Source organism: Shewanella goraebulensis, from assembly GCF_030252245.1.
Classification (GTDB): domain Bacteria; phylum Pseudomonadota; class Gammaproteobacteria; order Enterobacterales; family Shewanellaceae; genus Shewanella; species Shewanella goraebulensis.
Genome location: NZ_CP126972.1, coordinates 836422 through 861896 on the forward strand (window position 1 = coordinate 836422; position 25475 = coordinate 861896).

Annotated in this window: 26 protein-coding genes; 14 read left to right on the forward strand and 12 right to left on the reverse strand. The window is 40.5% G+C overall.

What is annotated here, in order from left to right:
- Positions 1–159 precede the first annotated feature (159 nt).
- From QPX86_RS03470 to QPX86_RS03480, 3 genes are all read right to left on the reverse strand, one after another.
- Complete coding sequence (locus tag QPX86_RS03470; protein ID WP_102526648.1) at positions 160–432, reverse strand: HU family DNA-binding protein; 273 nt, start codon at positions 430–432, stop codon at positions 160–162.
- Between the two features lie 211 nt (positions 433–643).
- Positions 644–1441, reverse strand: coding sequence for a response regulator transcription factor (locus QPX86_RS03475; protein ID WP_220752705.1), 798 nt, complete (start codon positions 1439–1441; stop codon positions 644–646).
- A gap of 89 nt (positions 1442–1530) precedes the next feature.
- Positions 1531–1884: a hypothetical protein gene (locus QPX86_RS03480; protein ID WP_259651235.1), complete on the reverse strand. Its 354-nt coding sequence runs from the start codon at positions 1882–1884 to the stop codon at positions 1531–1533.
- Positions 1885–2042: 158 nt separating this feature from the next.
- Between QPX86_RS03480 and QPX86_RS03485 the strand changes: the two genes are divergently transcribed.
- A complete protein-coding gene (locus QPX86_RS03485; protein ID WP_220752703.1) occupies positions 2043–2552 on the forward strand; it encodes a DUF4240 domain-containing protein in 510 nt (169 codons plus the stop codon).
- Positions 2553–2682: 130 nt separating this feature from the next.
- On the opposite strand, the gene QPX86_RS03490 is transcribed toward QPX86_RS03485, so the two are convergent.
- Positions 2683–3009, reverse strand: a complete 327-nt coding sequence (locus QPX86_RS03490; protein ID WP_220752702.1) for a hypothetical protein — start codon at positions 3007–3009, stop codon at positions 2683–2685.
- Between the two features lie 323 nt (positions 3010–3332).
- On the opposite strand from QPX86_RS03490, the gene QPX86_RS03495 reads away from it, so the two are divergent.
- Positions 3333–3863, forward strand: coding sequence for a DUF3016 domain-containing protein (locus QPX86_RS03495; RefSeq protein WP_220752701.1), 531 nt, complete (start codon positions 3333–3335; stop codon positions 3861–3863).
- 100 nt (positions 3864–3963) lie between these two features.
- Here QPX86_RS03495 and QPX86_RS03500 read toward each other — a convergent pair whose 3' ends face one another.
- Positions 3964–5706 (reverse strand): GGDEF domain-containing protein, encoded by a 1743-nt coding sequence (locus QPX86_RS03500; protein ID WP_220752700.1) that lies wholly within the window; start codon positions 5704–5706, stop codon positions 3964–3966.
- A gap of 274 nt (positions 5707–5980) precedes the next feature.
- Complete coding sequence (locus tag QPX86_RS03505; protein WP_220752699.1) at positions 5981–6292, reverse strand: prephenate dehydrogenase; 312 nt, start codon at positions 6290–6292, stop codon at positions 5981–5983.
- 50 nt (positions 6293–6342) lie between these two features.
- Here QPX86_RS03505 and QPX86_RS03510 point away from each other — a divergent pair, with 50 nt between their 5' ends.
- Positions 6343–7254, forward strand: a complete 912-nt coding sequence (locus QPX86_RS03510) for a TraB/GumN family protein (RefSeq protein WP_285164200.1) — start codon at positions 6343–6345, stop codon at positions 7252–7254.
- A 159-nt stretch (positions 7255–7413) separates the two neighbouring features.
- Positions 7414–8283, forward strand: a complete 870-nt coding sequence (locus tag QPX86_RS03515; protein ID WP_259651234.1) for a MaoC family dehydratase — start codon at positions 7414–7416, stop codon at positions 8281–8283.
- 111 nt (positions 8284–8394) lie between these two features.
- On the opposite strand, the gene QPX86_RS03520 is transcribed toward QPX86_RS03515, so the two are convergent.
- Positions 8395–10020, reverse strand: coding sequence for a mechanosensitive ion channel family protein (locus QPX86_RS03520; RefSeq protein ID WP_285164201.1), 1626 nt, complete (start codon positions 10018–10020; stop codon positions 8395–8397).
- Positions 10021–10127: 107 nt separating this feature from the next.
- On the opposite strand from QPX86_RS03520, the gene QPX86_RS03525 reads away from it, so the two are divergent.
- Complete coding sequence (locus tag QPX86_RS03525) at positions 10128–10439, forward strand: hypothetical protein (protein ID WP_259651233.1); 312 nt, start codon at positions 10128–10130, stop codon at positions 10437–10439.
- 38 nt (positions 10440–10477) lie between these two features.
- Here the strand turns inward: QPX86_RS03525 and QPX86_RS03530 are convergent, their stop codons facing one another.
- A complete protein-coding gene (locus tag QPX86_RS03530) occupies positions 10478–10603 on the reverse strand; it encodes a hypothetical protein (RefSeq protein ID WP_259651232.1) in 126 nt (41 codons plus the stop codon).
- Between the two features lie 272 nt (positions 10604–10875).
- Between QPX86_RS03530 and QPX86_RS03535 the strand changes: the two genes are divergently transcribed.
- The 6 genes from QPX86_RS03535 to rraB all read left to right on the forward strand — a co-directional run bounded on the left by QPX86_RS03535 (position 10876) and on the right by rraB (position 15493).
- On the forward strand, positions 10876–11115 hold the full coding sequence (locus tag QPX86_RS03535; RefSeq protein WP_407696627.1) for a DUF2946 family protein: 240 nt from the start codon (positions 10876–10878) through the stop codon (positions 11113–11115).
- A gap of 120 nt (positions 11116–11235) precedes the next feature.
- The gene (locus QPX86_RS03540) at positions 11236–12444 is read left to right on the forward strand and encodes a hypothetical protein (RefSeq protein WP_220752695.1); all 1209 of its coding nucleotides are present in this window, start codon (positions 11236–11238) and stop codon (positions 12442–12444) included.
- Positions 12428–13336 (forward strand): metal ABC transporter solute-binding protein, Zn/Mn family, encoded by a 909-nt coding sequence (locus tag QPX86_RS03545; RefSeq protein WP_407696617.1) that lies wholly within the window; start codon positions 12428–12430, stop codon positions 13334–13336. The genes QPX86_RS03540 and QPX86_RS03545 overlap by 17 nt, the downstream gene beginning before the upstream one ends.
- 3 nt (positions 13337–13339) lie before the next feature.
- Positions 13340–14113 carry a metal ABC transporter permease gene (locus QPX86_RS03550; RefSeq protein WP_285164205.1) on the forward strand — a complete coding sequence of 258 codons (774 nt, stop codon included), beginning with the start codon at positions 13340–13342 and terminating at the stop codon, positions 14111–14113.
- Positions 14114–14316: 203 nt separating this feature from the next.
- On the forward strand, positions 14317–15048 hold the full coding sequence (locus QPX86_RS03555) for a 1-acylglycerol-3-phosphate O-acyltransferase (protein ID WP_220752692.1): 732 nt from the start codon (positions 14317–14319) through the stop codon (positions 15046–15048).
- 55 nt (positions 15049–15103) lie between these two features.
- The gene (gene rraB / locus QPX86_RS03560; RefSeq protein WP_285164206.1) at positions 15104–15493 is read left to right on the forward strand and encodes a ribonuclease E inhibitor RraB; all 390 of its coding nucleotides are present in this window, start codon (positions 15104–15106) and stop codon (positions 15491–15493) included.
- A gap of 98 nt (positions 15494–15591) precedes the next feature.
- On the opposite strand, the gene QPX86_RS03565 is transcribed toward rraB, so the two are convergent.
- A complete protein-coding gene (locus QPX86_RS03565; RefSeq protein ID WP_220752690.1) occupies positions 15592–16551 on the reverse strand; it encodes a GGDEF domain-containing protein in 960 nt (319 codons plus the stop codon).
- Positions 16552–16611: 60 nt separating this feature from the next.
- Complete coding sequence (locus QPX86_RS03570) at positions 16612–17607, reverse strand: response regulator (protein WP_220752689.1); 996 nt, start codon at positions 17605–17607, stop codon at positions 16612–16614.
- Positions 17608–17982: 375 nt separating this feature from the next.
- Between QPX86_RS03570 and QPX86_RS03575 the strand changes: the two genes are divergently transcribed.
- Complete coding sequence (locus QPX86_RS03575; protein ID WP_285164209.1) at positions 17983–18789, forward strand: crotonase/enoyl-CoA hydratase family protein; 807 nt, start codon at positions 17983–17985, stop codon at positions 18787–18789.
- Between the two features lie 188 nt (positions 18790–18977).
- On the forward strand, positions 18978–19454 hold the full coding sequence (locus tag QPX86_RS03580) for a YqhA family protein (protein ID WP_285164212.1): 477 nt from the start codon (positions 18978–18980) through the stop codon (positions 19452–19454).
- Between the two features lie 28 nt (positions 19455–19482).
- On the opposite strand, the gene QPX86_RS03585 is transcribed toward QPX86_RS03580, so the two are convergent.
- Together QPX86_RS03585 and rapA are read right to left on the reverse strand one after the other, a co-directional pair.
- Positions 19483–20484: a DUF3530 family protein gene (locus tag QPX86_RS03585; RefSeq protein WP_285164213.1), complete on the reverse strand. Its 1002-nt coding sequence runs from the start codon at positions 20482–20484 to the stop codon at positions 19483–19485.
- A gap of 93 nt (positions 20485–20577) precedes the next feature.
- On the reverse strand, positions 20578–23484 hold the full coding sequence (gene rapA, locus QPX86_RS03590) for an RNA polymerase-associated protein RapA (protein ID WP_220752685.1): 2907 nt from the start codon (positions 23482–23484) through the stop codon (positions 20578–20580).
- 345 nt (positions 23485–23829) lie between these two features.
- On the opposite strand from rapA, the gene QPX86_RS03595 reads away from it, so the two are divergent.
- A complete protein-coding gene (locus tag QPX86_RS03595; RefSeq protein WP_220752684.1) occupies positions 23830–25224 on the forward strand; it encodes a PhoH family protein in 1395 nt (464 codons plus the stop codon).
- Positions 25225–25475: the final 251 nt, after the last annotated feature.

Consider the following 25475-nt stretch of genomic DNA (forward strand, 5'->3'; position numbering starts at 1 on the left):
TGGTGTGTTTTGCACCGACTTGTAGCAAAAATGTTGCATTAAAATGAGGCGGAGGCGCACTTTTGTTGTGCGTTATTACAGCAGGATTCAGTAGGTAGCATTAAGTTTGAGGCATAAAAAAACCTCCAAGTAGGAGGTTTTATAATTCAAGCTGTTAAATTAATTAACGCTATCTTTTAGTGTTTTACCAGCTTTGAATTTTGGTACAGTCGCTTCAGCGATTTGAATTTCTTTGCCGGTCTGTGGGTTACGGCCAGTACGTGCTGCACGAACTGAGGTTTCAAAAGAACCAAAACCTACGATAGAAATTTTGTCACCACTTTTCATGGCTTCAGTAACAGCTTCTTCAAAAGACTTTAGTGCGCGACCAGCTTCAGCTTTAGTTAACTCAGCATTTTCTGCAATTTTTGCAATTAATTCACTTTTGTTCATGTTGATATTCTCTGCTTTCCATAGATGTGTTTATTTAAAACTAGATTAACATGCCATAAGCCATGGGGCTTTGAAAGCCTTTTATCTGATAAATGTGTAGCTATAAGGCATTTAAACGACATTTTAGGGATAAATTACCTGATTGAGCTACTTCAAAGGCGTATATGACTAGTCAATTATGTCAGTCAGCTTAAATAGCTAAAGCTAAATATTATTCCTCTAACAGTTGATACAAGAGTTGTTTAACAAGTTTGGGTTCAAAAGGCTTATCACACAAAGCGTTAACTCCGGCACTAGAGACATTGCTTAAATGAGTATCATTGGCCTCAGAGGAAACCATTAAAATGGGAATATGTGATTGCTGACTTTCGTTGCGAATGTATTGTGTCAAGGCTAAACCATCAACACTTGGCATATTGTAATCGGTGATGACCAAATCGAACATTTGCTGTTGCATTAATTCAATAGCCTGAGCGCCATCTTCTGCTTCACTGATAACTCTGATACCTAAGTTACCAATGGTACGTTTAATGACGTTACGGGCCATGCGGCTATCATCAACCACCAAAGTACGAATATCTTGGACATCAAAATGGCTCAAATCCAGCTCATCATTACTGATTAAGTCAATGGTTGAGTTCAGTGCGGTAGCGAGATGATCAGCATCAAAGGGTTTGGGTAAGATTGCAACGACACCTGATTGTCTAAATATCTCTAATTGTTCACGGCGGCATTCGCTAGAAACCAGCATAAATTGAATATCTTGGTAAGCTTTATTCTGTTTAATGAAGCTTAAAAGTTCGGTTGCTTCACCGTCTTCAAAATGTAATGCACTGACAATGAGATCTGGCGTATGGCGGGCGATAATCTCTTTTGCTTCAGTAATACTCGAAGCGGTTTGAATGCTATTAACGCCTTCTTGATTTAATCTGGCTGTGATAATTTTACGTTGAACATCAGAAGGTTCTAACAGCAAAATGGATAACTCACTGGGTGATAAATGGCTCATTTTTATTACTTCTTATTATTTGAATTGAGTCTTATAACGCCTATTTTAACTTAAGCTTGGTCCTGAATACACATCTGCGCAGTTTTCCACTAACAAACTTGCTGCAAGTATTCTTTGGTTTTTTTACTTAATGCGACCCAATACTGAAACCCAAGAATGATAAAGACTGACAATGCAATTGCTGAAATGGGAATGTTGATGCCATTAAATTCAACTTTTACATCCTCTGGGGTAATTTGATAGGCGATGACAGCAGTGGTTGTTAACGCTAATGCGGCAAGGGTTTGGATTCCAAGATAAATTTTAAATACCATTCCCGCCCAGTGACTACGTTTTATTAGCCCAAAAAGGACAGGAATAACACCAATAGTAAATAGGTCTATACCTTGGATGGAGTAAGAACGCAGTAACGCTAAAATAGAAAGCAATACGTAAAATGCCATCAAAATGATAAGCCTGCGCGGCGGTTTAATGCTGATTGTGCTGAGTTTATTCATAACGATTAGATATAGGCTGTAAGGTTTTAGATTTTATGTGGTGTAGAATAGCGCGAGTAGACTCTGTTTTGTGAGTTGTTTGAAAAGAATTTAGGAAAATTAAAATGACAGACGCAGAATTTTGGTCTCTAGTGACTCGAAGTGCACCACAACAATCCGAGCAAGAGTGCCACGATGCCTTAAAAGAGAAACTGGCTTTGCTTGATGATGAGTCATTGGCGGCATTTGATAAAATGTTTGGTCAACAGATGCGCCGCAGTTACAGTTGGGCAATCTGGGGGGCTGCATACATCATAACTGGTTGTGATTCAGATTATGCCTTTGCTGAGTTTAGAGGGTTCATACTGTCATTAGGTGAGCAGTGGTACAACAAAATCATTGCTGAACCTGACACTTTAGGTGAGTTAGCTTTGTGGCCAACTAAAGACGGCTCTGCTTACCCGTTTATTGAAGATTATGATTTAGTTGCAGGTCAGCTTTATGAAGATAGAACAGGTGATGAATTACCGTTTGTTCCTTCTGGTCAGCATACTCCTCAAGGTAAAAAGTTTAGTACCAAGAAAAAGGATTTGAGAAAAAACTATCCTAAATTAAGTGATCGTTTTCCGTTTTAGTGAACGATTGCTAAAGAATCATCTTTAATGAAGCATCTCTTATGAGTCAGCCTTAATGATTTACCCATAAAAAATGCAGCCACTGCTTAATCAGTGACTGCATTTTTTATGGTATTTGTATTCTATCTGATTAGCCTTCGCAAACCTCAGATTGGCTATCAAAGTCCATTCCACGTTGTTCGCATTTCTGGTCTAAAAACTTACTTTCAGCCGTTTTCATTTGCTTGTCGAAGTCTTGATTCAGTTCTGCAGAGTATTCTTGCTCTGCTGAAGCCATATGTTGCTCCATTAACTGGTGATGTTCTTTAATCGCTTGCTCGCCTTGAGCATCAACATCAAATTGATAAGCGAAACTTGAAGATGAAACGACTAGGGCAACGAAGAAGGTCGCGGCTAAAGAAAGTTTTTTAGTCATGCCGGCAGTAGAAAAAGTCTTTTGAGTTGCGATGTTGTTCATATTATTACTCCAGTAGTACACGTAGGTTAGTATTTGCGCTAATTCCTTGAGCGATAATGTGCAGTGACGCTAACAGATTTTTGTTTATCTGCTGCCTTGTTTGGCTCTGTGCGTTTGCTTGGGATGTATATTAGCGAAAGCTTGCTGAATAGAAACTGAACAGGTATTGGTGTTATTTCAACCATTAATTGTTTACCTTGCATGTAAATGGGGCGATTTCCTACAGCAAACCTAAACACTTTACGTTAAGCTGATATACAGGTTAGGGTTTTATACTAATGGCATAAATTAGGTTTGAGTTATATACAGCCAGGAGACGACATATGAAAATTAAACATCTACTTATTGCAGGCGCATTAATGTGTAATGTAGCGATTGCAGACGAAGAAGTGGTCCCAAATCCAGTCACTGAGGAAGGGGTAGTTAAAGTCGAATGGCAAGAGCCTAAAAATTATCGAGACTTGAAAACTGCGACAGAAGTTAAGTCGCGTTTTCAGCAGCGCTTTTTTGATACCATCACTGAAAATTTGAATAAAGAAGCTGAAAAGTTTCTTAAACCGAATCAGAAGCTTGAGATGCAAGTTTCGGATGTTGATTTAGCGGGGGATTTACGTCCTACATTTGGCGCAACAACGGCTAACGAGCTTCGTATCGTGAAGGATTTATATCCGCCAAGAATGACTTTTACCTACAGCATCACTGAAGGTGATAAAGTGATTATGGCAGGTGACGAGAAGTTAGTTGATATGAACTTTATGTATGGAACTAGCTCAAAGCGAAATCAAAAGCCATTTCAGTATGAGTCAGACATGCTAAAAGACTGGTTAAAGAAAACGGTTGAACCAAAGCTTTAACAGCTAACTCTTAGGCTTATCTATTTGATGGTTCAAGCGTTAAGCATTAAGCATTAAGCATTAAGTTCATCGTAGCAACAACACCTAAACGGCTTATTCATTAAGCCGTTTTTTGTTGGCTATGATTTAAGGCATAAAAGCCATTTTTAGCAAACTTTGCTTGTTTCTTCGCTTCAGCGCTAAGCATTGATAACTCATGATCCGTTGTATTCACAGTGACTTCAGGTGATAAAACGCCAACACAAAGGGATATCAGTGGATGGTCAACCATATTGTCTTGTCGATCTTTGGCATGTATCGTTTGTGCTAGCCAATGTTCTTCACTGTAAAATGCGCGTTTACTATGCTCAAATTGTTCAATAATTGCTTGGCTATGATTTATTGCCTCAAAGCAGGTACAAATCATCACAAAATCATCCCCGCCCACATGCCCAACGAAGCAGCGTTCATGCTGATGTTGAGTTAATAGATTCGCCACTTCCATTATGACTTCATCACCACGTGAAAAACCGTAAATATCGTTATAAGGTTTAAAATGACATAAGTCGAAGTAAGCTAAGTAGAAGGATTTTTTCTGGGCTCGTAAGCGTTTTAACTCTTCTTGAATTGGCACGTTTCCAGGTAGGTTGCTGAGGGGATTGGCATGCCTTGCGACTTTAATTCGGTGTTCAGTAATACGTTGCAATAGGTCTTTGGTATGTCCTATTCCTATCAATTTATCATGGCGCAAAATAATAAATTGCTGCGCTACAGTGGTTGAATGCTCTGATGTCAGTAACTGGCTGACAGTCGATAACGGCTCACAGGCATCAATTTGTAGTACTTGTTTATCCATTACCGCATTTGCAGGGTGGTTTTCATGTAGTGCTCTGCCGTAGGGAGTACTAAATAATTCCAAGATATGATTTCGGCTGACAATACCTTGAGCTTGTCCGTTATCAGCAATAACAATGGCTTGTAACGCTGGCTGGTTAATAAATTGCTCACTAAGTTGCTTTAGTTTCGTATCTGGTGTGGCAATATTGGCTGGGACGCATAAGCTCTCAGCTGTTTCGCAGTATCGATTTTGCGGAGCCATCGGAATGGAAACCAATTCTGAATCCATATAGGTATTAGGTTTTGCATTGGGACGCCCCAGTAAGTAGCCTTGGCAATATGTGACACCGAGTTGCTTAAGCATCGTCAGTTCTGCTGGGGTTTCAATGCCTTCGGCAATAACTTTGCAGGTTAAATTTTGGCATAACTCGACGATTGAGCGGACAAACTCTTGCTTGACTGCGGTGCTATCAATTTGATGAATGAAGTGACGATCAATTTTGACATAATCCGGTGATAATTCTGACCATAAACGTAAACCTGAATAGCCAGCGCCTAAGTCATCAATTGCAGTTAAAAACCCCTGATTTCGATAATGATTTAAGCAATCTTTGAGTAAATCGATATCGTCAGCAGGGTATTGCTCAGACAACTCAATTACGACATCTTCTGGTCGCAACCCCATTTGATTTATCAGCTGTAAGGTTAAGCCTTTTGGATGCTCAGGGTCGAGTAATGCTTTTGGAGAAATATTGATAAAAAGCTTACCGTTAAGCTTACTGGTTTTAAAAGCATTGATAGAAATGCTGCGACAAAGGGTTTCTAACTCGCTGAGTTTTCCATGATGCTCTGCGGTTTTGAATAATGGAACGGGTGAATAAAGTGTGCTGTGTTCAGGGCCGCGGCTTAAAGCTTCAAAGCCATGAACCTTTTGATTGCCAATATTAAAAATAGGCTGAAAAATGGCTTTAATAGATTGCTTATTTATAATCTTAGTCAGTTCTTTTTCTAGATCTATAACGCTCATTCTATCAATCCCATCAAAAAGTAATTGGGTCAGTCTATTGCAGAAAAATGACAGAATTATGTCGGCTATGCTGAGTAAGTTATTAAAATCAAAGTATTAACTTGAAAAGTGTTCATGGTGAAATAAAGTCTTCAAGTGTGAATATGGGCGACTAAAAGTTTTTGAGTGTTTTGTATGAGTGATTTGTGCGGAGTATTTTGTTTCAGATGATAAAACTGTCGATAAAACTAAAACGCAGCCAGAAGGCTGCGTTACGTGAATATGCTTAGTTGGCTTATTTAGTATTTTGCTTAAACAAATGCAGGGTTTGCAGTAAAGCACCAATTTTTTTCACGTGGGCTTCCAGCGCTTCAGGTGGAATATGGGTTAGGCCTTGTAGCTCTTCTAACTCATTCGCAAGTTCCTGAACATAGGGTAAAAAGCGGTTGCTTTTTTGGCTAAAGCCTTGTTCTTCTGTGAAAATTGCCACAAACTTACCATGGCCAGCTTGACGCAACTCATCGAGTCTTTTATCGGCATCAATGGCTTGGCGGTATCCTGTTTGTAGACTTTCTTTTAATTGATGGATAACTTGGGTATACGGCATGATAGCCTCATTTAACATCATAATATTAAGCTAAATTATAAGGGGCTGGCATGGTACTAACAAGTCAAATACCGTTAAAAATCGCAATGATGCTGCAGTTTTACAGCAAAAAAGTATACGCACTGGTGGTTTTATCATTGTTAGTTGGTGGTAGTGTCTTTGCCGCGGATTCAGATAAACCACCATTTTTTAAAGCAAACTACCAAGGCAAAGAAGTCTACTTATTAGGTTCTATTCATATTGGTAAAGCTGATTTTTATCCTTTACCACTGCAGATTGAGCAAGCTTTTGTGGAGTCTGATGCCTTAGTGATTGAAGCGGATGTGACTAGAGCTAATGTGCAACAGCTTCTGCAAGAGTATGGTTTTGCCAAAGCAAAACAGCCAGATATTGCCCGCTTATATCCAGTGTTTTGTGGCCAGAATCAAACCATGTGTGATGGATTAAAGCCTTTAGCTACTTGGCTACAAGCAAATCAAATTGGGGTATCGCGATTTGCTGCTTTAGGCTTAACACCTGAAGCGGGGGTCGATGTGACTTTTATAGCTCGGGATCCTGCAAAACCATTACTTGAACTAGAAAGCGTGGAATTTCAGTTTGACCTCATTTCTTCTTTTTCAGATAAAACCCAAGCGCAATTATTGGATGAAGCGATCAATGCAACCGATGACGAAATGCTAAAACTTGTTTCGGCGTGGCGTAGCGGCGACCATCAAGCCATTGCAGATATTATGGAGCACCAAGCAGAAGATTCTGATGAGTTACTCGACAAATTACTTTGGCAGCGAAACCATACTATGACGCAGCGAATTGTGGATATGTTAGCCCAAACCGATTACCAAAAACTGTTTGTGATCGTCGGTGCTGGCCATGTTGTTGGTCAGCAAGCCCTGCCAGAGTTGTTACAAAAATCAGGGCTAAGCGTGGTTGATTGTTGGGAAATGAGGTGTAATGCGTATTAGGAATGTGAATTTAATTCTTGATTAATTAGCAATGTTAGTCATTTTTTGACTGATGTTACCAATCTAGATGTATAATAATACCAATGAAACAATTTATAACGCAGTGTTTAGGTTAGCTAAATACTGCGTTTTCCGTTATTTACAGAAAAGGTAACTCATTTGAGTAACGATTACGCTATAGAATTAGCTTCGATGCCATCTTTGTTGTCATTATATCGAAAGATATTACTGACCCGTAAGCCCGGTTGGGATGAACAACCTTTGCCGAATGTGAAAGTACAGGCTAAAGGGATTGAAGTCGCTGGCAAGAAAATCAACCAGTATGCTGAAGTGTGCGAGTTTGATTTTGACGGTAAAATTCTGCCGCCAACCTTCTTGTATGTGCTTGCATTTAGATTGCACGCCACGATTTTTACCGATAAAGCGATTACCTTTCCGCTGCTCGGAATGATCCATTTAAAGAACAGTATCAGCTTATATCGCCCAATTGGTGCAGATGAAGTGTTTGATGTGCATTGTGAGCTGACTTCAAGTCAAACGACAGATGCCGGTCTTGAATTCGAACTTGTTTCTAAAATTTATGTTGGTGATGAACTCGTTTGGGAAGCGTTATCAACTTACCTTTATCGTATCGAGTCAAAAGGGCGTAGAGCAAGACCACCACGGGCATCTGATATGGCATGGGAAGATGTCCAAACGTGGACATTACCGGAAGACTTAGGCCGTAAATATGCCAAAGCATCTGGAGATTATAATTTAATCCACTTACATCCTGTAGTGTCTAAACGTTTTGGGTTTGAACGTGTGTTGGCTCATGGCATGTGGTCTAAAGCACGATCGCTAGCGGCACTCATGCAATTTATTGGTCATCGTCCTTTCAAAGTCGAGGTTGAATTTAAATTGCCGGTATTTATGCCTTCGCAAGTGACATTTGCTTTTGAAAGTATGGAAAATGGTAAGCGCTTTGAAATGCGCGATATCAAAGGTCGTCGCCCACACTTACTCGGTAACATGACTTACCTTGATTAGTTGAAAGCGATTAACTGGCAAGAGTTAAATAAAACTAATTAAAAAGCCCGAGTGAATTCACTCGGGCTTTTTGTTGCAGTAGTCAAAATATTTATAAGACTAGTTACAGAGCTAGTCCGCTGCTTTCTCGTGGTAAATATGTACATCGCGCTGTGGGAATGGAATGCTCACACCTTGTGCGTCAAACTGCATTTTCACTTCGCGAGTAATGTCCCAATAAACGTCCCAATAATCGATTGGGTCTGCCCAAGGGCGAACAATAAAGTCAACTGATGACTCACCTAGTAGGTGTAACTTTATCATCGGCTCAGGGAATTGCTTCACTTTAGGGTGGGCCATAACAATATCAGTAAGAATCTTTTCAGCTTTAGGAATATCATCACCGTAACCAATCCCAAATGTCATATCCACACGGCGTTCTCGCTCTACGGTGATATTATTAATGGTATCACCCCAAATTTTGTTGTTTGGAACAATTAATCGTTGATTATCTAAGGTTTTAACTGTGGTTGACACTAAGCTCATGTGACTTACTCGTCCTGTGACACCCGCAGCATTTATCAAGTCGCCGACATCGAAAGGACGGTAGACTAAGATCATCATGCCAGACGCAAAGTTTGATAAGGTGTCTTGCAATGCAAAACCAATAATTACACCAGCAATACCGAAACCAGCCAATAATGGTGCTAACTCAAACCCAAGCTGTGATAGCGCAATCAGCAAACCCAGCACATAAATAACGTTACCTGAGATTGAGGTAAAGAAATCTTGCAGTAGCATACTGAAATTTAATTTAGATGAATTAACGGCTTTGCGAACGACCTTACGAACTAGCTTAGCGACTAAGCTTGCTAAAAATAAAATGATTAAAAAGATGATCACTTTAAACGTAATACCTGCGCCATTCTCTAATGCTTGGTTTTTAGCAATAGTCATCCATTCTTCAATTAGGCTTGACGCTACGTCAAAATTAAGTACATCTTGAGTGATATCACCTGAAACACTAAATAGGGTTTGTTTAATCTGAGTGGTATCTTCGCCTAATGATTCCATCATATTAACAGCAACATTTAAGCTTTCTGTGTGCATGGCTAGGCGATCTTTAAGCAAATTGACTTCACTTTTTTGCTCTGCGGTAATATCGGCTCCTGCATCAGATGCATCGGCTATGGCAATTTTTAACTGTGCCTGAGTATAGGTTACTAAACTTTCAAAATAATCAGCGCGGAGTAGTACTTCTGCTTTCAATGCAGCTTCAGCATTGTCGACATTAATGTTAAGGGTCTTGCCCCAATTAATGGTTTCGAGTTCAGCTTCAAGAAAATGATCGCGGTCTTCTTCTCGCTTGATGATTTTCTGCATAATTGACGCATCATTATCACCGCCTAATTGAAGCTTTAATCCATTGACTCTTTCGTCAAGGTACTGACCAACTTTATCAAGAAACACCAATTGTTTGTTTACCTGTGGTACTAGGTATCCAACATCTGGATCAGGTTGATTTACGAGGGTCGCCAATTCTTCACGCAATAAATTGGTTTTGTTTCGGATACGATATTCGCTGACGTCTTTTAATTCACCTTTAGCGGTTTTGAGCCAGATAATATCGGTATCGATCTTTTGTTGTAATTGTTGAATTTTATTATCGGTTGCTGGGCTGACTTCAGCTGCATAACTGGCACCAGAAAAGCTAATTACACTGAAAAAACAGCAAATAATAAACAGAATTCTTGGCATGGTAAAACTTCCTGTCAATATAGTAGAAATCTAATGATAAGTTATTGCGGGAAGTTTGACGATAATTTGCTAGACTTACGCACTTTTTATTTTTCGGTAGATTTAATATGGCTGTTTTGCAATGCGCTCATTGTCACAAACCCATTTCAGTGACTAAAATTACAGGAACTCGTGGTAAAGGGTTTTCTGCGCATATACAGTGTTACCACTGTCAGGCATGGTTAGGGCGCCACGGAATATTAACAGTGCTAAAAGTGATAGGGTTTTATACGGCTTTGATTGCAGCTATTACAGGATATTTTGTGGCAGGACTTGCTAATATCATTACCCCTGTGATTATGCTATCGCTGATATTAACAGGGGTAACGCATTTGATGGATCATCTTCTTGTGATAGAAGCACCTGAGGAAGATGCTTAAATCAAAAGGGCTTAAATAACAGACCCATCAATTGAATATTAGTCAACAACTTGTACTTGGTTTTCTAAAGCTGCTTCAACGTAATAAATACCGCCAAGTACAACAACACCAATGATCACCATGGTTAAAATAATACCGATGTTGTCTTTGAGCAAATTCATCATAGTTAAATCCTCTATTTAGGCTGTATACGTTGCTATATATGGCTAATATTTTAGCTTTTTCAGCTTAAGCTAATCTTAAATAGCATAATCTTGTTCGGCTTAAGTTGCTATTGTAAGTCACAAATTTTTGTAAAAAGTGATTTGTAACATTCTATTGGTTGCTTTTTTTTAAATATTTTTTAATATAAGCACGATTTTTAAAACTAATTGAGATGTGTGCATTGATTAATTCGACGCGAATAAGACAAGGAATAGCAGTTTGGCTTTCAGCCATGCTGGTGCTTTTGTCGTTTGCGGTATCTGCACATGACTCAAGCCATCATGATGAAGGGGCAAGTACACACTGTACTTTATGCTTTCATCAACATCAGTTAAATAAAACACTTCCTAGTACTGAATTCAAACTTGCAGTAGCTAAACAAACCTTTGAGTCTGCAGTTGAGTTTATTGTTGTTTCATACAGCGTACATCAGGTCGTTTATCACAGTCGCGCCCCTCCTGTTTTCTCCTAATCAACATATTTTTAATAATTATTATGCTCATTAAACACGGCCGTTTATTGGTTTACGTGTGAGCAATTGATTCGACTATCAAAATGGATAGCCGAATACTTGTTGTATTTTGGAGATAAAATGTCTTATTTAAACAAACGCCTTTCATTGGTTGCCGCTGCGTGCGCTATCGTTTCATCACATGCGATTGCAGAAGATTCAAGTTTAACTAACCCTAATATCAGTGCTGTGCTTGATGGTTTTTATCAATCTGGCGATCGTGGCTTAGGCGGCCGTGAAGAAGGATTTGGTTTAGGTGAAACTGAACTGGCCATCAGTGCCAATATAGATGACATGTTTTACGGTAAAGTGACCGCAATATTAGAAAGCCACGATGGCGAAACTGAAATTGAACTTGAAGAAGCCTTTATTCAAACCATGGGTCTACCAGCTGGTTTAGGTATTCGTGCAGGTCGTTTCTTATCTGATGTGGGTTACTTAAATAACCAGCATTTACACACAGATGCATTCGTAGACCGTCCCGGTGCTTACCGTGCCTTTATGGGTGGCCATTATTTTGATGACGGTGTGCGTTTAACTTATGTTGCGCCAACTGATCTATATTGGACAATGGGTGTTGAAGCGTTCAAAGGTGACAAGATGCGCGCCGAAGATGAGCATGGCGAGCGCGATTTCGACACGGTAGGTGTTTATTCAGCTTTCACTAAATTTGGTGGTGATATTGGCTTATCAAGTTCATGGCAGGTGGGCTTAAGCTACTTACGTAACTCAAATGGTCAAGGTGTTGTAGAAGGCGAAGATGAGCACGAAGAACATACTGATGACGACCACGATCATGAAGGTCATACTCATAGTGCATCCTACACGGGTGAAAACACTTACATCGCCGACTTCGTCTACAAATGGGCTCCAAATGGTAACTATAAATACCAACACTTAACAGTGAGCGGTGAGTACTTCCGTGTGAATGATATCTTCTCATTTGAAGAGGAACATGATCATGAAGAGCATGATGCTCACGGTGAAGAAAGTAATAATGACTACCATGAAGGTTGGTACTTAAGCAGTGTTTACCAGTTCTCTCCTAATTGGTCAGCGGGTTTACGTTACGGTGAAGTTGATACATTCGAAGCTCATGGCGATCATTTAGATGCGCAAAAGCTTAAAGAAACCGAGCTTAGTTTAGCGTGGCATCACAGTCACTTCTCAACAGTACGTCTACAATATACTAATCAGAAGGGTACCAACTTTGATGGTTTTGAAGACGATAACATCGTCACTCTTCAGTATGTTATGACATTAGGAGCTCACGGTGCGCATCAATTCTAAGAAACTTATCGCCATAGGTGCTTTATGCAGTGCCTTTTTGGCAGGCTCTGCAAATGCAAAATTAAATGTGTTTGCATGTGAGCCTGAGTACGCTGCGTTAGCACAAGAGCTAGCACCCGATGCGAAAGTGTATTCGGCGACGAGTGCTCTACAAGACCCGCATCAAGTACAAGCTAGACCAAGCTTGATTGCCAAAATGCGTCAAGCAGACCTTGTTGTTTGTGCTGGTGCAGACCTTGAAGTAGGTTGGCTGCCGATGCTGCAAATGAAAGCATCGAATAATAAGGTGCGTTCAACAGATGCTGGTTTGTTTTATGCGGCAGAACACATTGAAACACTCGATCAACTTGAGCAAGTTGATCGCTCAATGGGGGATGTGCACGCTAAAGGTAATCCACACTTGCATTTTGATCCTCGAAGACTCTTGCAAGTCGCAGGTGCGTTATCGGCCAAGATGAGTCAACTCGATCCCGATTCGGCGGCGAGCTATCAAGCAAACCTTGCTGCATTTACTGAAAAGTGGCAAAAAGCGATTCCTCTGTGGGAAGAAAAAGCAGCAGGGCTTAAAGGTAAGAAAGTGATTGCTTACCACTCAAGCTTTCGTTACTTGTTTAACTGGCTAGGAATGGAGCAAGTTGCTGATTTAGAACCTAAACCTGGTATCCCGCCTAGCAGTAGCCATCTAGCTAAGCTTGTTAACCGTAGCCAAGAAGGTGATGTGATGGCGATATTATACACTTCATATCAAGATGAGCGCGGAGCAAATTGGCTTGGTGAAAGAACTGATTTGCCTGTGTTGATGTTACCGATGTCTGTGGGCGGTAATGATGATAGCAAGGATCTATTTAGCCTCTATGATAGCGTGCTTACGTTACTCACTGAGGTGAAATAGCTTATGCTAGATCTTGAGCTGCTTCTAATACTGTTCCCCGCATTTGTTGCGGGGATACTGGTGCTGTCTACGCATGTGGTATTAGGCCGTCAAGTGCTCAAGCGCGGAATAATCTTTATCGATTTAGCGATAGCACAAGTGGCGGCTTTAGGCGCGATTGTATCGCATATGGATCATAGCATTGAGGAGTTACCTTTCTCGCATGTATGGATGCCAGCATTGTTCGCTTTAGCGGGAGCTGGCTTTATTGCTTGGCTTTCAAAACGCTTTGCTGATGAGCTTGAAGCGATCATTGGTTGCTTTTATGTGCTTAGTGCTGTGGCAGCTATGCTGCTGCTGTCAAATGATCCTCATGGAGCAGAGTTATTAAAGCAATTAATGTCGGGTCAAATATTATGGGTTAATTGGTCTCAGCTTGTGTTGCCAGCCATAGTGTCTGCTGCGATATTGCTACTTGTGGTGTTTAGACCACAAGTACTTGATGGTTCTGGGTTCTACTTCTTGTTCGCGATAGTGATTACGCTATCAGTTGAGCTTGTTGGTGTGTATTTAGTCTTTAGTACTTTGATATTGCCAGCGCTTGCATTGAACAAGTATTTAGGCAAAGGGCAACTTGCTCTGGCTTATGTGGTTGGATTTGTTGGATACCTTGCAGGGCTTATACTCTCGGCCAGTTATGATCTGCCTAGCGGTGCGGCCATTGTGGCAGCGTTAGCTTTCAGTGCCATTACTATGCGGACAATTTTGTCATTTAATCAGTCTAAAGCGGTTGATTAATGGCTTATTGCAAAGCGTAGTGGTGTCGTGTTGAGCAGCCAGGTTACAGAATTAATGGTGCGTTAATGTTAACGCACCATTCTTTTATCTGGGCTAGTGTATAATATTTTAAGCTTACAAATGTAAACTGAAATCAAACAAACCATTGAGTCCAGCAACTGTGCTGGCTATACTGTCGCCACTTTCTTCGCAGGAGTCTGCTTGTGCTGTTAATTGCTCGTTCAATTATTCTTGCAGTGTTATTAACACTGGCGTTTTTTTTCGCAATAATTCTTTGTCTTGTTAGACCTATGCATCGTGATAATGTCCATGTTATTGCTCGTATTTTTTCTTCAGTTGCACCCATTCTAGGCATAAAGGTGATCACCCGTCATGCCACTGAAGAAACTCAAAAAGAACCAAAAATATATTTAGCTAACCATCAAAACAACTTTGATTTGTTTACTCATACATCTGCAGTGCCTAAAGCAACTGTGAGCCTAGGTAAGAAAAGTTTGGCGTGGATGCCGCTGTTTGGGCAAATATATTGGCTGTCGGGTAATATTTTAATCGACCGTAAAAATCGCCATAGTGCATTTGATACGATGGCTAAAACCGTTGAAAAAATGAAAAATAAGTTACTTTCAGTGTGGATTTTCCCTGAAGGAACACGTTCTAGAGGGCGTGGCTTATTACCTTTTAAAGTTGGCGCTTTTCATACTGCTATTGCTGCCAAGGCATCTATTGTTCCTGTGCTGGCCTCTTGTCAAAATCACATTAAATTAAATCGTTGGAATAACGGTGTTGTGATTGTGGAAATGATGGCACCAATGTCTACTGAAAATGTTGATAAAGCGGATGTTAAAAAGCTCTGTGCAAAAGTGCATGAAGCCATGTCAGCACGTTTGGCGGAATTAAATCAAGAAGCATCGGCATTAATGGCTAAACCTCAGTAGATTTATCACGTATAATTAGCGATTAGCCGCATTATTTTGTTAACGGAGTTACTCCATGTCTATTGAAGGTCTATTAAAAGAGCAGTTTGCTGAGAATCGTGAAATTATTCAAGCTTTGCTTGATGATGGTTCGCAAGCCGATGCCGAATACACTATTGAGCATCACTTTTCTTCGACTAATTTTGACCGTTTAGAAAAAGCGGCGGTTGATGCATTTAAACTTGGTTTTGAAGTGAATGATGCCGAAGAAATGGAGCTCGAAGATGGCTCAATTATTTTCTGTTTTGATGCGATTGCTAACCATGCGCTTGAAGCTGACTTATTAGATAAAGCTTGCGAGCAATTAATGATTTTAGCGCAAAAGCAAAAAGTGGATTATGACGGTTGGGGGACATTCTTTGTCGGTGATGAAGAAGACCTTGATGACGAAGAAGAGGAGTTTTAAGCGACTCTCTTAGCACCTCATCTAAAAAGATAATAAAAAGCCCACTCATATGAGTGGGCTTTTTATTTCTGCACAGGGCCATTTCATATTGTTTAGCACTAATCTTTGTATATCGACGTTTGGTTACGACCATTCTCTTTTGAAAGGTACAAGGCCTTGTCAGCACCAGATAACCAACTCGAACTTGTTTTGACGTCCTCAGTTAAGGCATTGACCCCAATACTAATCGTCACCTTAATTATTTGATTCTTGTATACCACTTGAGAAGCTTCGATTTTTTTACGTAAGCGCTCAGTAAAGTATTTTGATTCGTCAGCGTTTGTATTGGTCAGCACTACCGCAAACTCTTCACCGCCATAACGGCCAGCAAAGTCGGTTTCACGTAATGATTGCTTTAATATGTGGGCAATACTCTGAATCACTTTATCGCCTGCTGGATGACCGTATTTATCATTAACTTGTTTGAAATTATCGATATCAATCATGATCATGCTGCCGCTTTCCCCATAACGCGCAAAGCGTTCGTACTCTTTCTCAAAGCACTCTTGCCAGTGGCGACGATTGAACAGTTGAGTCAGGCTATCGGTTTGGCTGAGCTTTTCTAATTGCTCATTAGCAGCTTTTAGTTGGAGTTTGTTGATGGCGACATCTGTGACGTCATAAACAATGATGCTGATATGTGTAATATTGCCAGTGAGCGAAGCCAGTGGCAGCAAAGTGATGTTTTGGTACATGTGATCTGCACGGCCAGTAATTGGACGATAGTTTTTAAACTCGAACACATTGGGCCGTTGTTCCCAGCTGATGAATGAGCGGTTTCTAAGTAAGAAAACCGACTCCATTTTTTGGGTAAGCCACTCATTAGGTAAATCAGGAAAGGTTTCAAACAGGTTTTTACCCTTAATGGTGTTAGGCGACACACCACTGTGGTTTTCCATGAACCCGTTCCATAGTTGGATGTTGTAATTACGATCTAATACGACCAGCCCAACTTCTATGGTTTGCACCATATCAATCAGCCAGTGAAGTTCGTTCATTGCATTTTGATCAGTAGACATGAGTAACATCCAACATTTTTATTATTTTAATTATTTGCGAATTTTCGCTAATAAGTGTGATTAATCGAGTAAGTAACCCAGCTTAAAATTAAGCGTTGGTATTGAGTCTTCAGTAAATAGCAGTAATAAATCACACTGAACATCATGGTTTTCAATTTGGTAATTGATCTCCATTGCTAAGGTGCGCTGCCATTTTTCAGAGTTATCATGAATGAGTTCATTAACTGTGCAGTGACGCCCTAAAACCACAGGGTGCCCTTGGCTAAACTTCATGTCTAGTTGCTCAGAAATACCATTTAGAAACGCGCCGATAAGTACATTACCGGTGTCGATTAACACTTCAATTTCATTGTTAGCATCTTTTGGGTTTTTATGGCCCATTAGTTTTGCCATGTCTTCAAAGCTTGAATCATGGAATAACAGTAATGCTTCACCAGCCACTCCTGCACCGATAAAGCCTTGGCATAAAGCTGATATTTTTGAGCTTTCTTCGGTCGCTTTTAGCGCCATAGTGAGCTCACTCACTTCGAGGACGTTAACATTAGGGATAGGCAGCATGACAAACACATCTAATAGAGTCGCTAATAAGTCTGCGGCTCGTCCCATTGCAACGTTGGCTATTTCTTGGCAAGCATCACGTAAATCGACTTCAAACATTGGGGTGTCATTACTTGCATCTTTCAACGCTAATGTGAGAATGCCGTATTCTTCGAGGATATTACTAATGGATTCTGCACTAACAGGCTTTTGTATAAAGTCGAGTGCACCTAGAGCTTTGACTCGCTCATGGGCTTTAATTTGAATATCACCAGACACCACGATGACCAGCGCGGGTAAGTCTTCTTTTTGAATGGCTTCTAATACTTCATAACCGTCCATAACAGGCATATTAAGGTCGAGAAATACTATCTCGCCTTTACCTGCTCGAATAACCTCGAGTCCTTCAGCGCCATTGGTGGCATAACTGATATCAACGTCCCATTCTTTGGGCAAGGTTCGGGCCATTTGCTTTCTGGCTAATCCTGAGTCATCGCATATCAAAATAGGAATAGTCATAGAGACTGATGATCCTTTTACAGGGTTATTATTATTGAGTGTAGTCGACAAATTTATTAATCGAACATATTCCATTAAGCAACAGTGAGTTAGCTATTGAAATGGTCACTTTAGTGCATCCTACATTTATTAAACAATATTTTACAACTTATTGCTGACAATTAGCATTAAAATTCGACAGTTTTTTGGCGTTTGTCGTTATTTTGTATCTTTTATGGCAGTTTTTTATGTTGTGGTGGTTACATCTGTTTGGGGTTGGTGTTTTTTGTTGTTTGATTTGGTTAAATTTTTTATGGATTTAATAATGGTTAACTATTCGCCAAATTGCCTATGTGTGATAACTTGCAATCTGGACTGACCAGTAAAGGATGAACCATGGATAATAAACTCGTTGAGTTAAAGGTTGAAAATGGCATTGCCCATGTCATGTTAAATAGGCCTGATAAATACAATGCATTAAATATTGAATTATTTCAGGCTATAGATAAAACCATCAACAAACTACATAAGAATAAATCAGTAAAAGTGGTTATTTTATCGGGTGCTGAAGGTAATTTTAGTTCAGGTTTGGATGTGAAAAGTGTGTCTAAATCGATTATGCCAGCGTTGAAATTATTATTTAAGTGGTTACCAGGTAATGCTAATTTGGCTCAAAGGGTATCATTGGGTTGGCAAAAATTGCCTATCCCTGTTATCGCGGTTATCGAAGGTTTTTGTTATGGCGGCGGGGTACAAATTGCCCTAGGTGCAGACTTTAGATTTGCGAGTAAAGATGCGCAGTTATCTATAATGGAATCTAAATGGGGACTATTACCTGACATGGCGGGGCTTGCAGGGTTAAGGCAAATCATGCCTAAAGATAAGGCGCTACAGCTGACGTATACCGCAGATATTATTAGTGCCGATAAAGCCTTAGAGTTTGGTTTGGTTACCGAAGTGTATGAAAACCCGCATCAGCAAGCCTTGTTATTTGCCGAAAAGCTCATGCAACGTTCGCCTGATACCAATGCCGCTGTAAAGCTGAGTATTAACAATAACTGGTCGGGGACGTTACGCAGTTTATTAAGCCGTGAATCTTTGAGCCAAATTCGCTTACTTGTGGGAAAAAATCGTAGTATTGCTGGGCATAGAGAAATCAAAAAATCTGACAAACCTTATCAAAATAGGCAGTCAGGCTGGTAGCTAGATTCAGGGTTTAAGATTTAAACTACAATTTTGAGGTAACTTCAATCGCTATAGATATATTTTAATGTTTTGAGTATTTAGCGAGTTTAAAGAATTTATGCTGGTGCAATAATTCCTTGCTAAGATCATGGCTAATACCTATATATTTTATGAGATAGAGACATGCGTGGTTTTTTGAGAAGTTATTGTGGAGTAGCCGGCTTTCAGTAACCGTTGGAGTGGTAGCCTGTGTTGTCGGGGCTTTGGTTATTTTTGCTGTTGGCATAAAAGATGTTGTCCATTTACTCGAGTTACTTTGGAACTATCTCATTAGCGGCAGTCATGAAATTCGCAATGACATCATTATGGTGGTGGTCGAGATATTGGATACCTTCTTACTGGGATCGGTGATGCTGATTTTTGCTTTTGGCCTTTACGAGCTATTTATTAGTGATTTAAAAAATGCCAATGACACTAATAGTGGTGGTCGAATTTTAGTGATTAGCAGTATCGACTCCCTAAAAAGTAAATTAGGTAAAGTGATATTGATGATGTTGATTATAAAGGTTTTTTCTTACTTTACTGAGATGAAGCCTGAGTCGATGTTAGATTTATTGTATATGGGTATCATTGTGGTACTTGTTGCACTGTCACTGATGCTGAGCAAAGATAAAAAAGAGTAAAAACCACCGAAGTGAGATGTTGGCTGCACTAGCGGCCAACAATTTTACGGGCAAATCCTTCAATATATTCCATTGCTTCTTCCCAGCCCCCTAGATTATTCAGATCTAACTGCATAATGTATTGACGGTAAAGTTGACTCGACTTGATTTCATTTTGCTGCTTTCGGTCTTTAGCTTCAGAAATTGACACTTGGTTGGCATTCGCTGACTGTAAATCCAAAACTGGAATATCGAGTTCCTTTAACTGCATAGCAATGGACAAGTCACGGCTTTGTTCATCAACTAATTGTTCGAATTCTCGGTAAGGGTTAATCACTACCAGCAAATCAGGTTTAGCTAGCTTGTCTTGGTGAAGAAGGTTAACCACCATTCCTGCACTATCGTCAGTTGCGATTAAAATGCGTTTTCCTGGGAATTGTGCACCAATATCATCCAGCTCGGCTAAGCACTCGTTCATTATATTTTGTTGAAAGTTTCTCAATTCTAAAAGCTGACTAGAACTGTATTTAGGAGTCACTTGGTGAGGATCTAATGCAATTTGTTTTTCACCTGCTTTAGTTACTTGATCAACAGAGGTAGCAAAATTGGGACGATATAACCCTTCTGTGGGTTTTAAGCTGATACTTGCCCAGCCTTTTGCTGGAATCTCTTGCCGTAAATAACGGACAAAACCTCGACCACTGGCTTGAGTGTCGGAAGGTCCAACGACAACGACTGCGCCGCGCTGTTTTTTACCTTGCCATGGTTTAACTAATATTTCGATGGTTTTATCTTGGACGGTTATTTGTTGCTTTTCGCTGTTACTGATTGGGGTAAAAATACTTTCGGATAATAAGCTGGCACTCACTAAGCTTGTACTGATTAAACGATTACTAATTAAAGCTGAACTGTGGGCATTGAATGATACTAAGCTCAGCAATATAAGTAAGCCGATAACAATCAACGTGCTGGATTGAGAGTGAAAAGGCTGCCTAGTGATTTTAGCTAGCTCAGTTAGCTGAATTAGCTTTGTTAGTCGAATTAGTCTCATCGCGATAACTTATACAAAACCTGTAGGATAAATACAAAAAAGCCCTGTACTGCATAAGAAGTTCAGGGCTTTTTACTTCGTGTTAGCAGTGTATTATACGTGGCTAACTAATACCATTCTAATAGCATCTAGCTGGTATTGGCTGTCATCAATATAGCCATTCAGTTCCGCCATTTGATTACGAATGTAATCTAGCTCTGAGTCGCGAATGTTCGGGTTAACCGCTTTAAGTGCTTCTAAACGTGATAACTCGCCATTGAGTTGCAGGGTCATTTTTTCACGTGCTTGTGTCACTAATTCAGCTAAAGCCGCTTGTGCTTGTGCTTCACCTTTGGCAAGCAACGGATGCAAGATAGGCTGCGATGCGTTAACAAGTTTACTGGCAATATGACGATTCACAGCGCTAAGTTGTTTATCAAAGCTTGCATAGTCGACCTTGTCGGCAAGGTTTAAACCATTTTTATCCAATAACACGCGAATAGGTGTTGGCGGCATATAACGGTATAGCTGCGATGATTTAGGGGCTGTCACATCTGCCATATAAATCAGTTCTAAGAACAAGGTGCCAGCAGGTAATGCTTTGTTTTTAAGCACAGCTACACTGGTGGTGCCAGTTTCAGAGTCAGTGATTAAATCTAATGCAGTTTGCACCAACGGATGCTCTTGAGAGATAAAAGCAATATCATCACGAGAAAGCGCGGTTTCACGGTCAAAGGTCACTGACACACCATCTTCAGGTAACCCTGGGTAAGATGGGAATAGCATGTGTTCACTTGGGCGTAAAACGATTGAGTTCTCACCGCGATCTTCTTGATCTACACCGATAATGTCCCATAAACGGATAACAGAGCCGATTAAGTGAGTATCTGAATCTCGCTCAGCTAAACGCTCAACTAACTTTTTAGACTGCTCGCCGCCATGAGAATTGATTTCTAGTAACTTATCACGCCCTTGCTCCATCGCCTGTTTAAGCTCTTGGTAACGGCTTTGAGTGTGATTAAGCAATTGTGTCATTAACTCTGGGTCAGAATCATTAAGCACTGCAGTTAACTCATCAGCAAATTCTGAGTAAAGCACATGCCCACTTGGACAAGTGAGTTCGAATGAATTTAGACCTTGGTGATACCAATTCATTAAACGCTCTTGCGCCGTGTCCTTTAAGTAAGGCAGGTGAATTTGAATATCATTTTGCTGACCGATACGGTCTAAGCGACCGATACGTTGTTCCAGTAAGTCTGGGTTTAATGGCAAATCGAATAACACAAGGTGACTGGCAAACTGGAAGTTACGACCTTCAGATCCAATTTCAGAACAAATTAATGCCTGAGCGCCGCCTTCTTCTTGAGCAAAATAAGCACCGGCTTTGTCACGTTCGATAATGGACATGCCTTCATGGAATACGGTTGCTTGAATACCTTCACGAGTACGCAAAGCTTCTTCAAGGCTTAAAGCTGTTTCGGCTTGGCTAGCAATAATCAGCACTTTTTTGCTGCGATGTTCTTTTAAGAAATCGATTAACCAATCAACGCGCGGATCAAACTTCCACCAACTGGCACTGTCACTTTCAAACGCTTGGTATAGCTTTTCAGGACTCAGTGATTGCTTGGCTTGATCTTGAGGTGACTTTTTAGAGCCCATCATGGCATTAACACGCTCAGCAGTAACATACTCCTGCGGCATCGCTAATGGATGTGGGTTAAAGAACCTTTGCGGGAAACCACTGACAGATGCGCGGCTATTACGATACAAAATACGGCCCGTACCATGACGGTCGAGTAATTCTTGCAATAACTCTTCGCGAGCGGTCTGTTTAACGTCATCAGCAACATCTTCAGCTTGAATTACATTGATGCTAGGCATAATGTCTTTTTCGCTAAGAAGCTCAGTTAAGCTATTTATGGCACTATCAGCTAGTTTAGTGTTGGCGGTAAGCGCTTCTGCGGCTTCAGCCACACTTTGGTAGCTTTTCTCTTCTTCAAGAAATGCTTCGTAATCGTAGAAACGATCAGGGTCGAGTAAACGTAAACGGGCAAAGTGACTTTGATGGCCGAGCTGATCTGGGGTCGCGGTTAATAGTAAGACACCTGGCACTTCTTCACTTAAAGCTTCAACGATTTGATAAGCGCGACTTGGGGCAGTTTCGCTCCACTCAAGGTGATGGGCTTCATCAACCACCATTAAGTCCCAATCAGCATCGATAGCTTGTTCTAAACGACGTTTTTTACGTAATAGCTCAAGCGAACAAATGACTAATTGTTCTGTATAAAACGGGTTGTCATTATCGGCGTAAGCTTCAACACAGCGGTCTTCATCAAAGATTGAAAACTTTAAGTTAAAGCGGCGTAGCATTTCGACCAACCACTGATGGCGTAATGTGTCAGGCACAATCACTAAAATACGCTCAGCGCGGCCAGTAAGTAGTTGCTGGTGAATAATCAAACCTGCTTCAATGGTTTTACCCAAACCAACTTCATCGGCCAGTAAAACACGTGGAGCATAACGACGACCGACTTCGTGAGCAATCCACTGCTGGTGCGGGATTAAACCGACACGAGGACCTTGCTGACCCAGTAAATCAGAGGTGGCTAATTTATGGCGTAAAAGCTGGCTTTGATAGCGAATACCAAAACGTTCTAAACGGTCAATTTGGCCTGCAAATAAGCGGTCTTGTGGCTTATTAAAACGAATATTGTGGTTCAACAAGGTTTCACGTAAACGAACACTTTCATTTGTTTCACTGTGAATGCCGATATAGGTCACTAAACCATCTTTTTCTTCGACTTCATTGACGGTAAGTTTCCAGCCTTCATGGCTTTCAATTGAGTCACCTGGATTAAAAATAACACGAGTTAATGGAGCTTCATCGCGTGAAAACAGACGGTTTTCATCAGCGGCAGCAAACAGTACTGTAACCATGCGTCCTTCGACTGCGACTACGGTACCTAAACCAAGTTCTGACTCGGTATCACTAATCCAACGTTGACCTAAAGCAAACGGCATTTTTTACTCTCATTCGGAACAGATATATACAAAGGGCGCGTATGTTATAACAAACGCTACTAGATTTAAATTCTAGCAGCGATTTAAATATTCATGATGGGCAATTTTATTTAGCTAGAGCTGAATTTGACACATTATTGTCATCTCAATGACATCTTTCCCCCCCTAAACTGACCCTGTATACATCCGATTAACTATTGAGAGTTAGTAAATTTGCTGGCATAGTTTAATTGTGCACTGATGGAGATTATCTATCGTTGTAAGTTTATTATGTATTTAATATCAGGAGTTTAAATTGGATTAATCCCTTAGTTACCCCTATGCATTGAGCACTCTGGAGGCGCCATGGAACATAACGACAGAAAGTTGTTTGTACTGGATACCAATGTGTTACTGCATGAACCTTTAGCGATATATTCGTTTAAGGAACATGACGTAATCATTCCAATGACAGTGTTAGAAGAGTTAGACAATATTAAGGACAGAAAGCACGACATTAGTCGTGACGCGCGAGTCGCCATTAGGGCGTTAGAAGATATTCTCGGAGGGAAAACTTCACCAGAACAAATTCTTAACGGTGTTTCACTCCCCAGCCGCGAAGGCCATTTAGACGTTTCAGGCAGCTTATCCATTTTTCCAGACCATCAAATCGACTTTACAACTGGCACCTTACCCGGTGATAACAACGATAACCGCATCATTAATACCGCACTTCACCTCCAAAAATTACATCATCCAAGGCAGGTTGTACTCGTTACTAAAGACATTAATATGCGACTTAAAGCGAAAGGTGCAGGTATTGAGAGGGTGGAAGACTATCGCACCGATCAGTTAATTGATGACATTCGTTTTCTTGCCAAAGGTTTTTATCAGTTCGACGGTGATTTTTGGGGCAATGTCGATAAAGTCTCAACCGATCGTGTTGGTGGTAAAACCGTTCACCAAGTGAATATTGATGAAGTGGGTAACGAGCCTTTTTACAAAAACCAGTATTTGATTGATGAAGATACCGAGTTTTGCGGTAAGGTTGCTAGTCGCACTGAAACACACCTTAATATTATTGATTATGGCCGTGATCGCTTAGAGCACTTGCAAGCTTGGGGAATTAAACCGAAAAATATCTATCAAGGTATGGCGTTAAATGCCTTACTTGACCCTGAAATCGACTTGGTAATTCTCACAGGTCCAGCAGGTTGTGGTAAAACCTTAATCGCGATGGCTGCAGCACTTGAGTTAGTGGTTGAGAAAAAGCAATACGAGAAGGTTATTGTCACCCGTAATACCCCTGAAATTGCCGAATCCATAGGTTTTTTACCTGGCACCGAAGAAGAGAAAATGGCGCCTTGGTTAGCCGCGATTACGGATACGCTAGAGGTACTACATAAAAACGATGTAAACCCTCAAGGCAGCATGAATTACATCATGGAAAAGGCCAATGTGCAGTTTAAGTCGATAAACTTTATGCGCGGACGCTCTATACAAAACTCGGTGGTGATTTTAGATGAATGCCAAAATCTTACGGCATCTCAAATAAAAACCATGATTACGCGTATGGGGGAGGGGACGAAGTTAGTTTGTTGCGGCAATTTATCCCAGATTGACTCCACTTACTTAACGGCAGTAACCTCAGGACTCACTTATATTGTTGAGCGTTTTAAAGATTTTGACGGTAGCGCTAATATTTATCTTAATGGAGTAGTTCGTTCACGCTTGGCTGAGTTTGCTGAGGAGCATTTATAGTCTTAGTTCTAAGCATAAGGATAAACCACAGTCTCGAAGACTGATGATATGAATCTATAGTCGCTTCAGTATTAAGCCATCTAGCTTGTAGGTGGCTTTTTTATCGCTTTTGAATCAGGGTTTAAACAATAATCGTGAGTTGGTATTACAGGCACAAAAAAACACTGACGTCCGAGCATGCATCAAGAACGGTCAGTGTTGAGTTGCCTACTGATGATTTAAGGCAAGTGCTGATCAAACAGCTTTTTTTT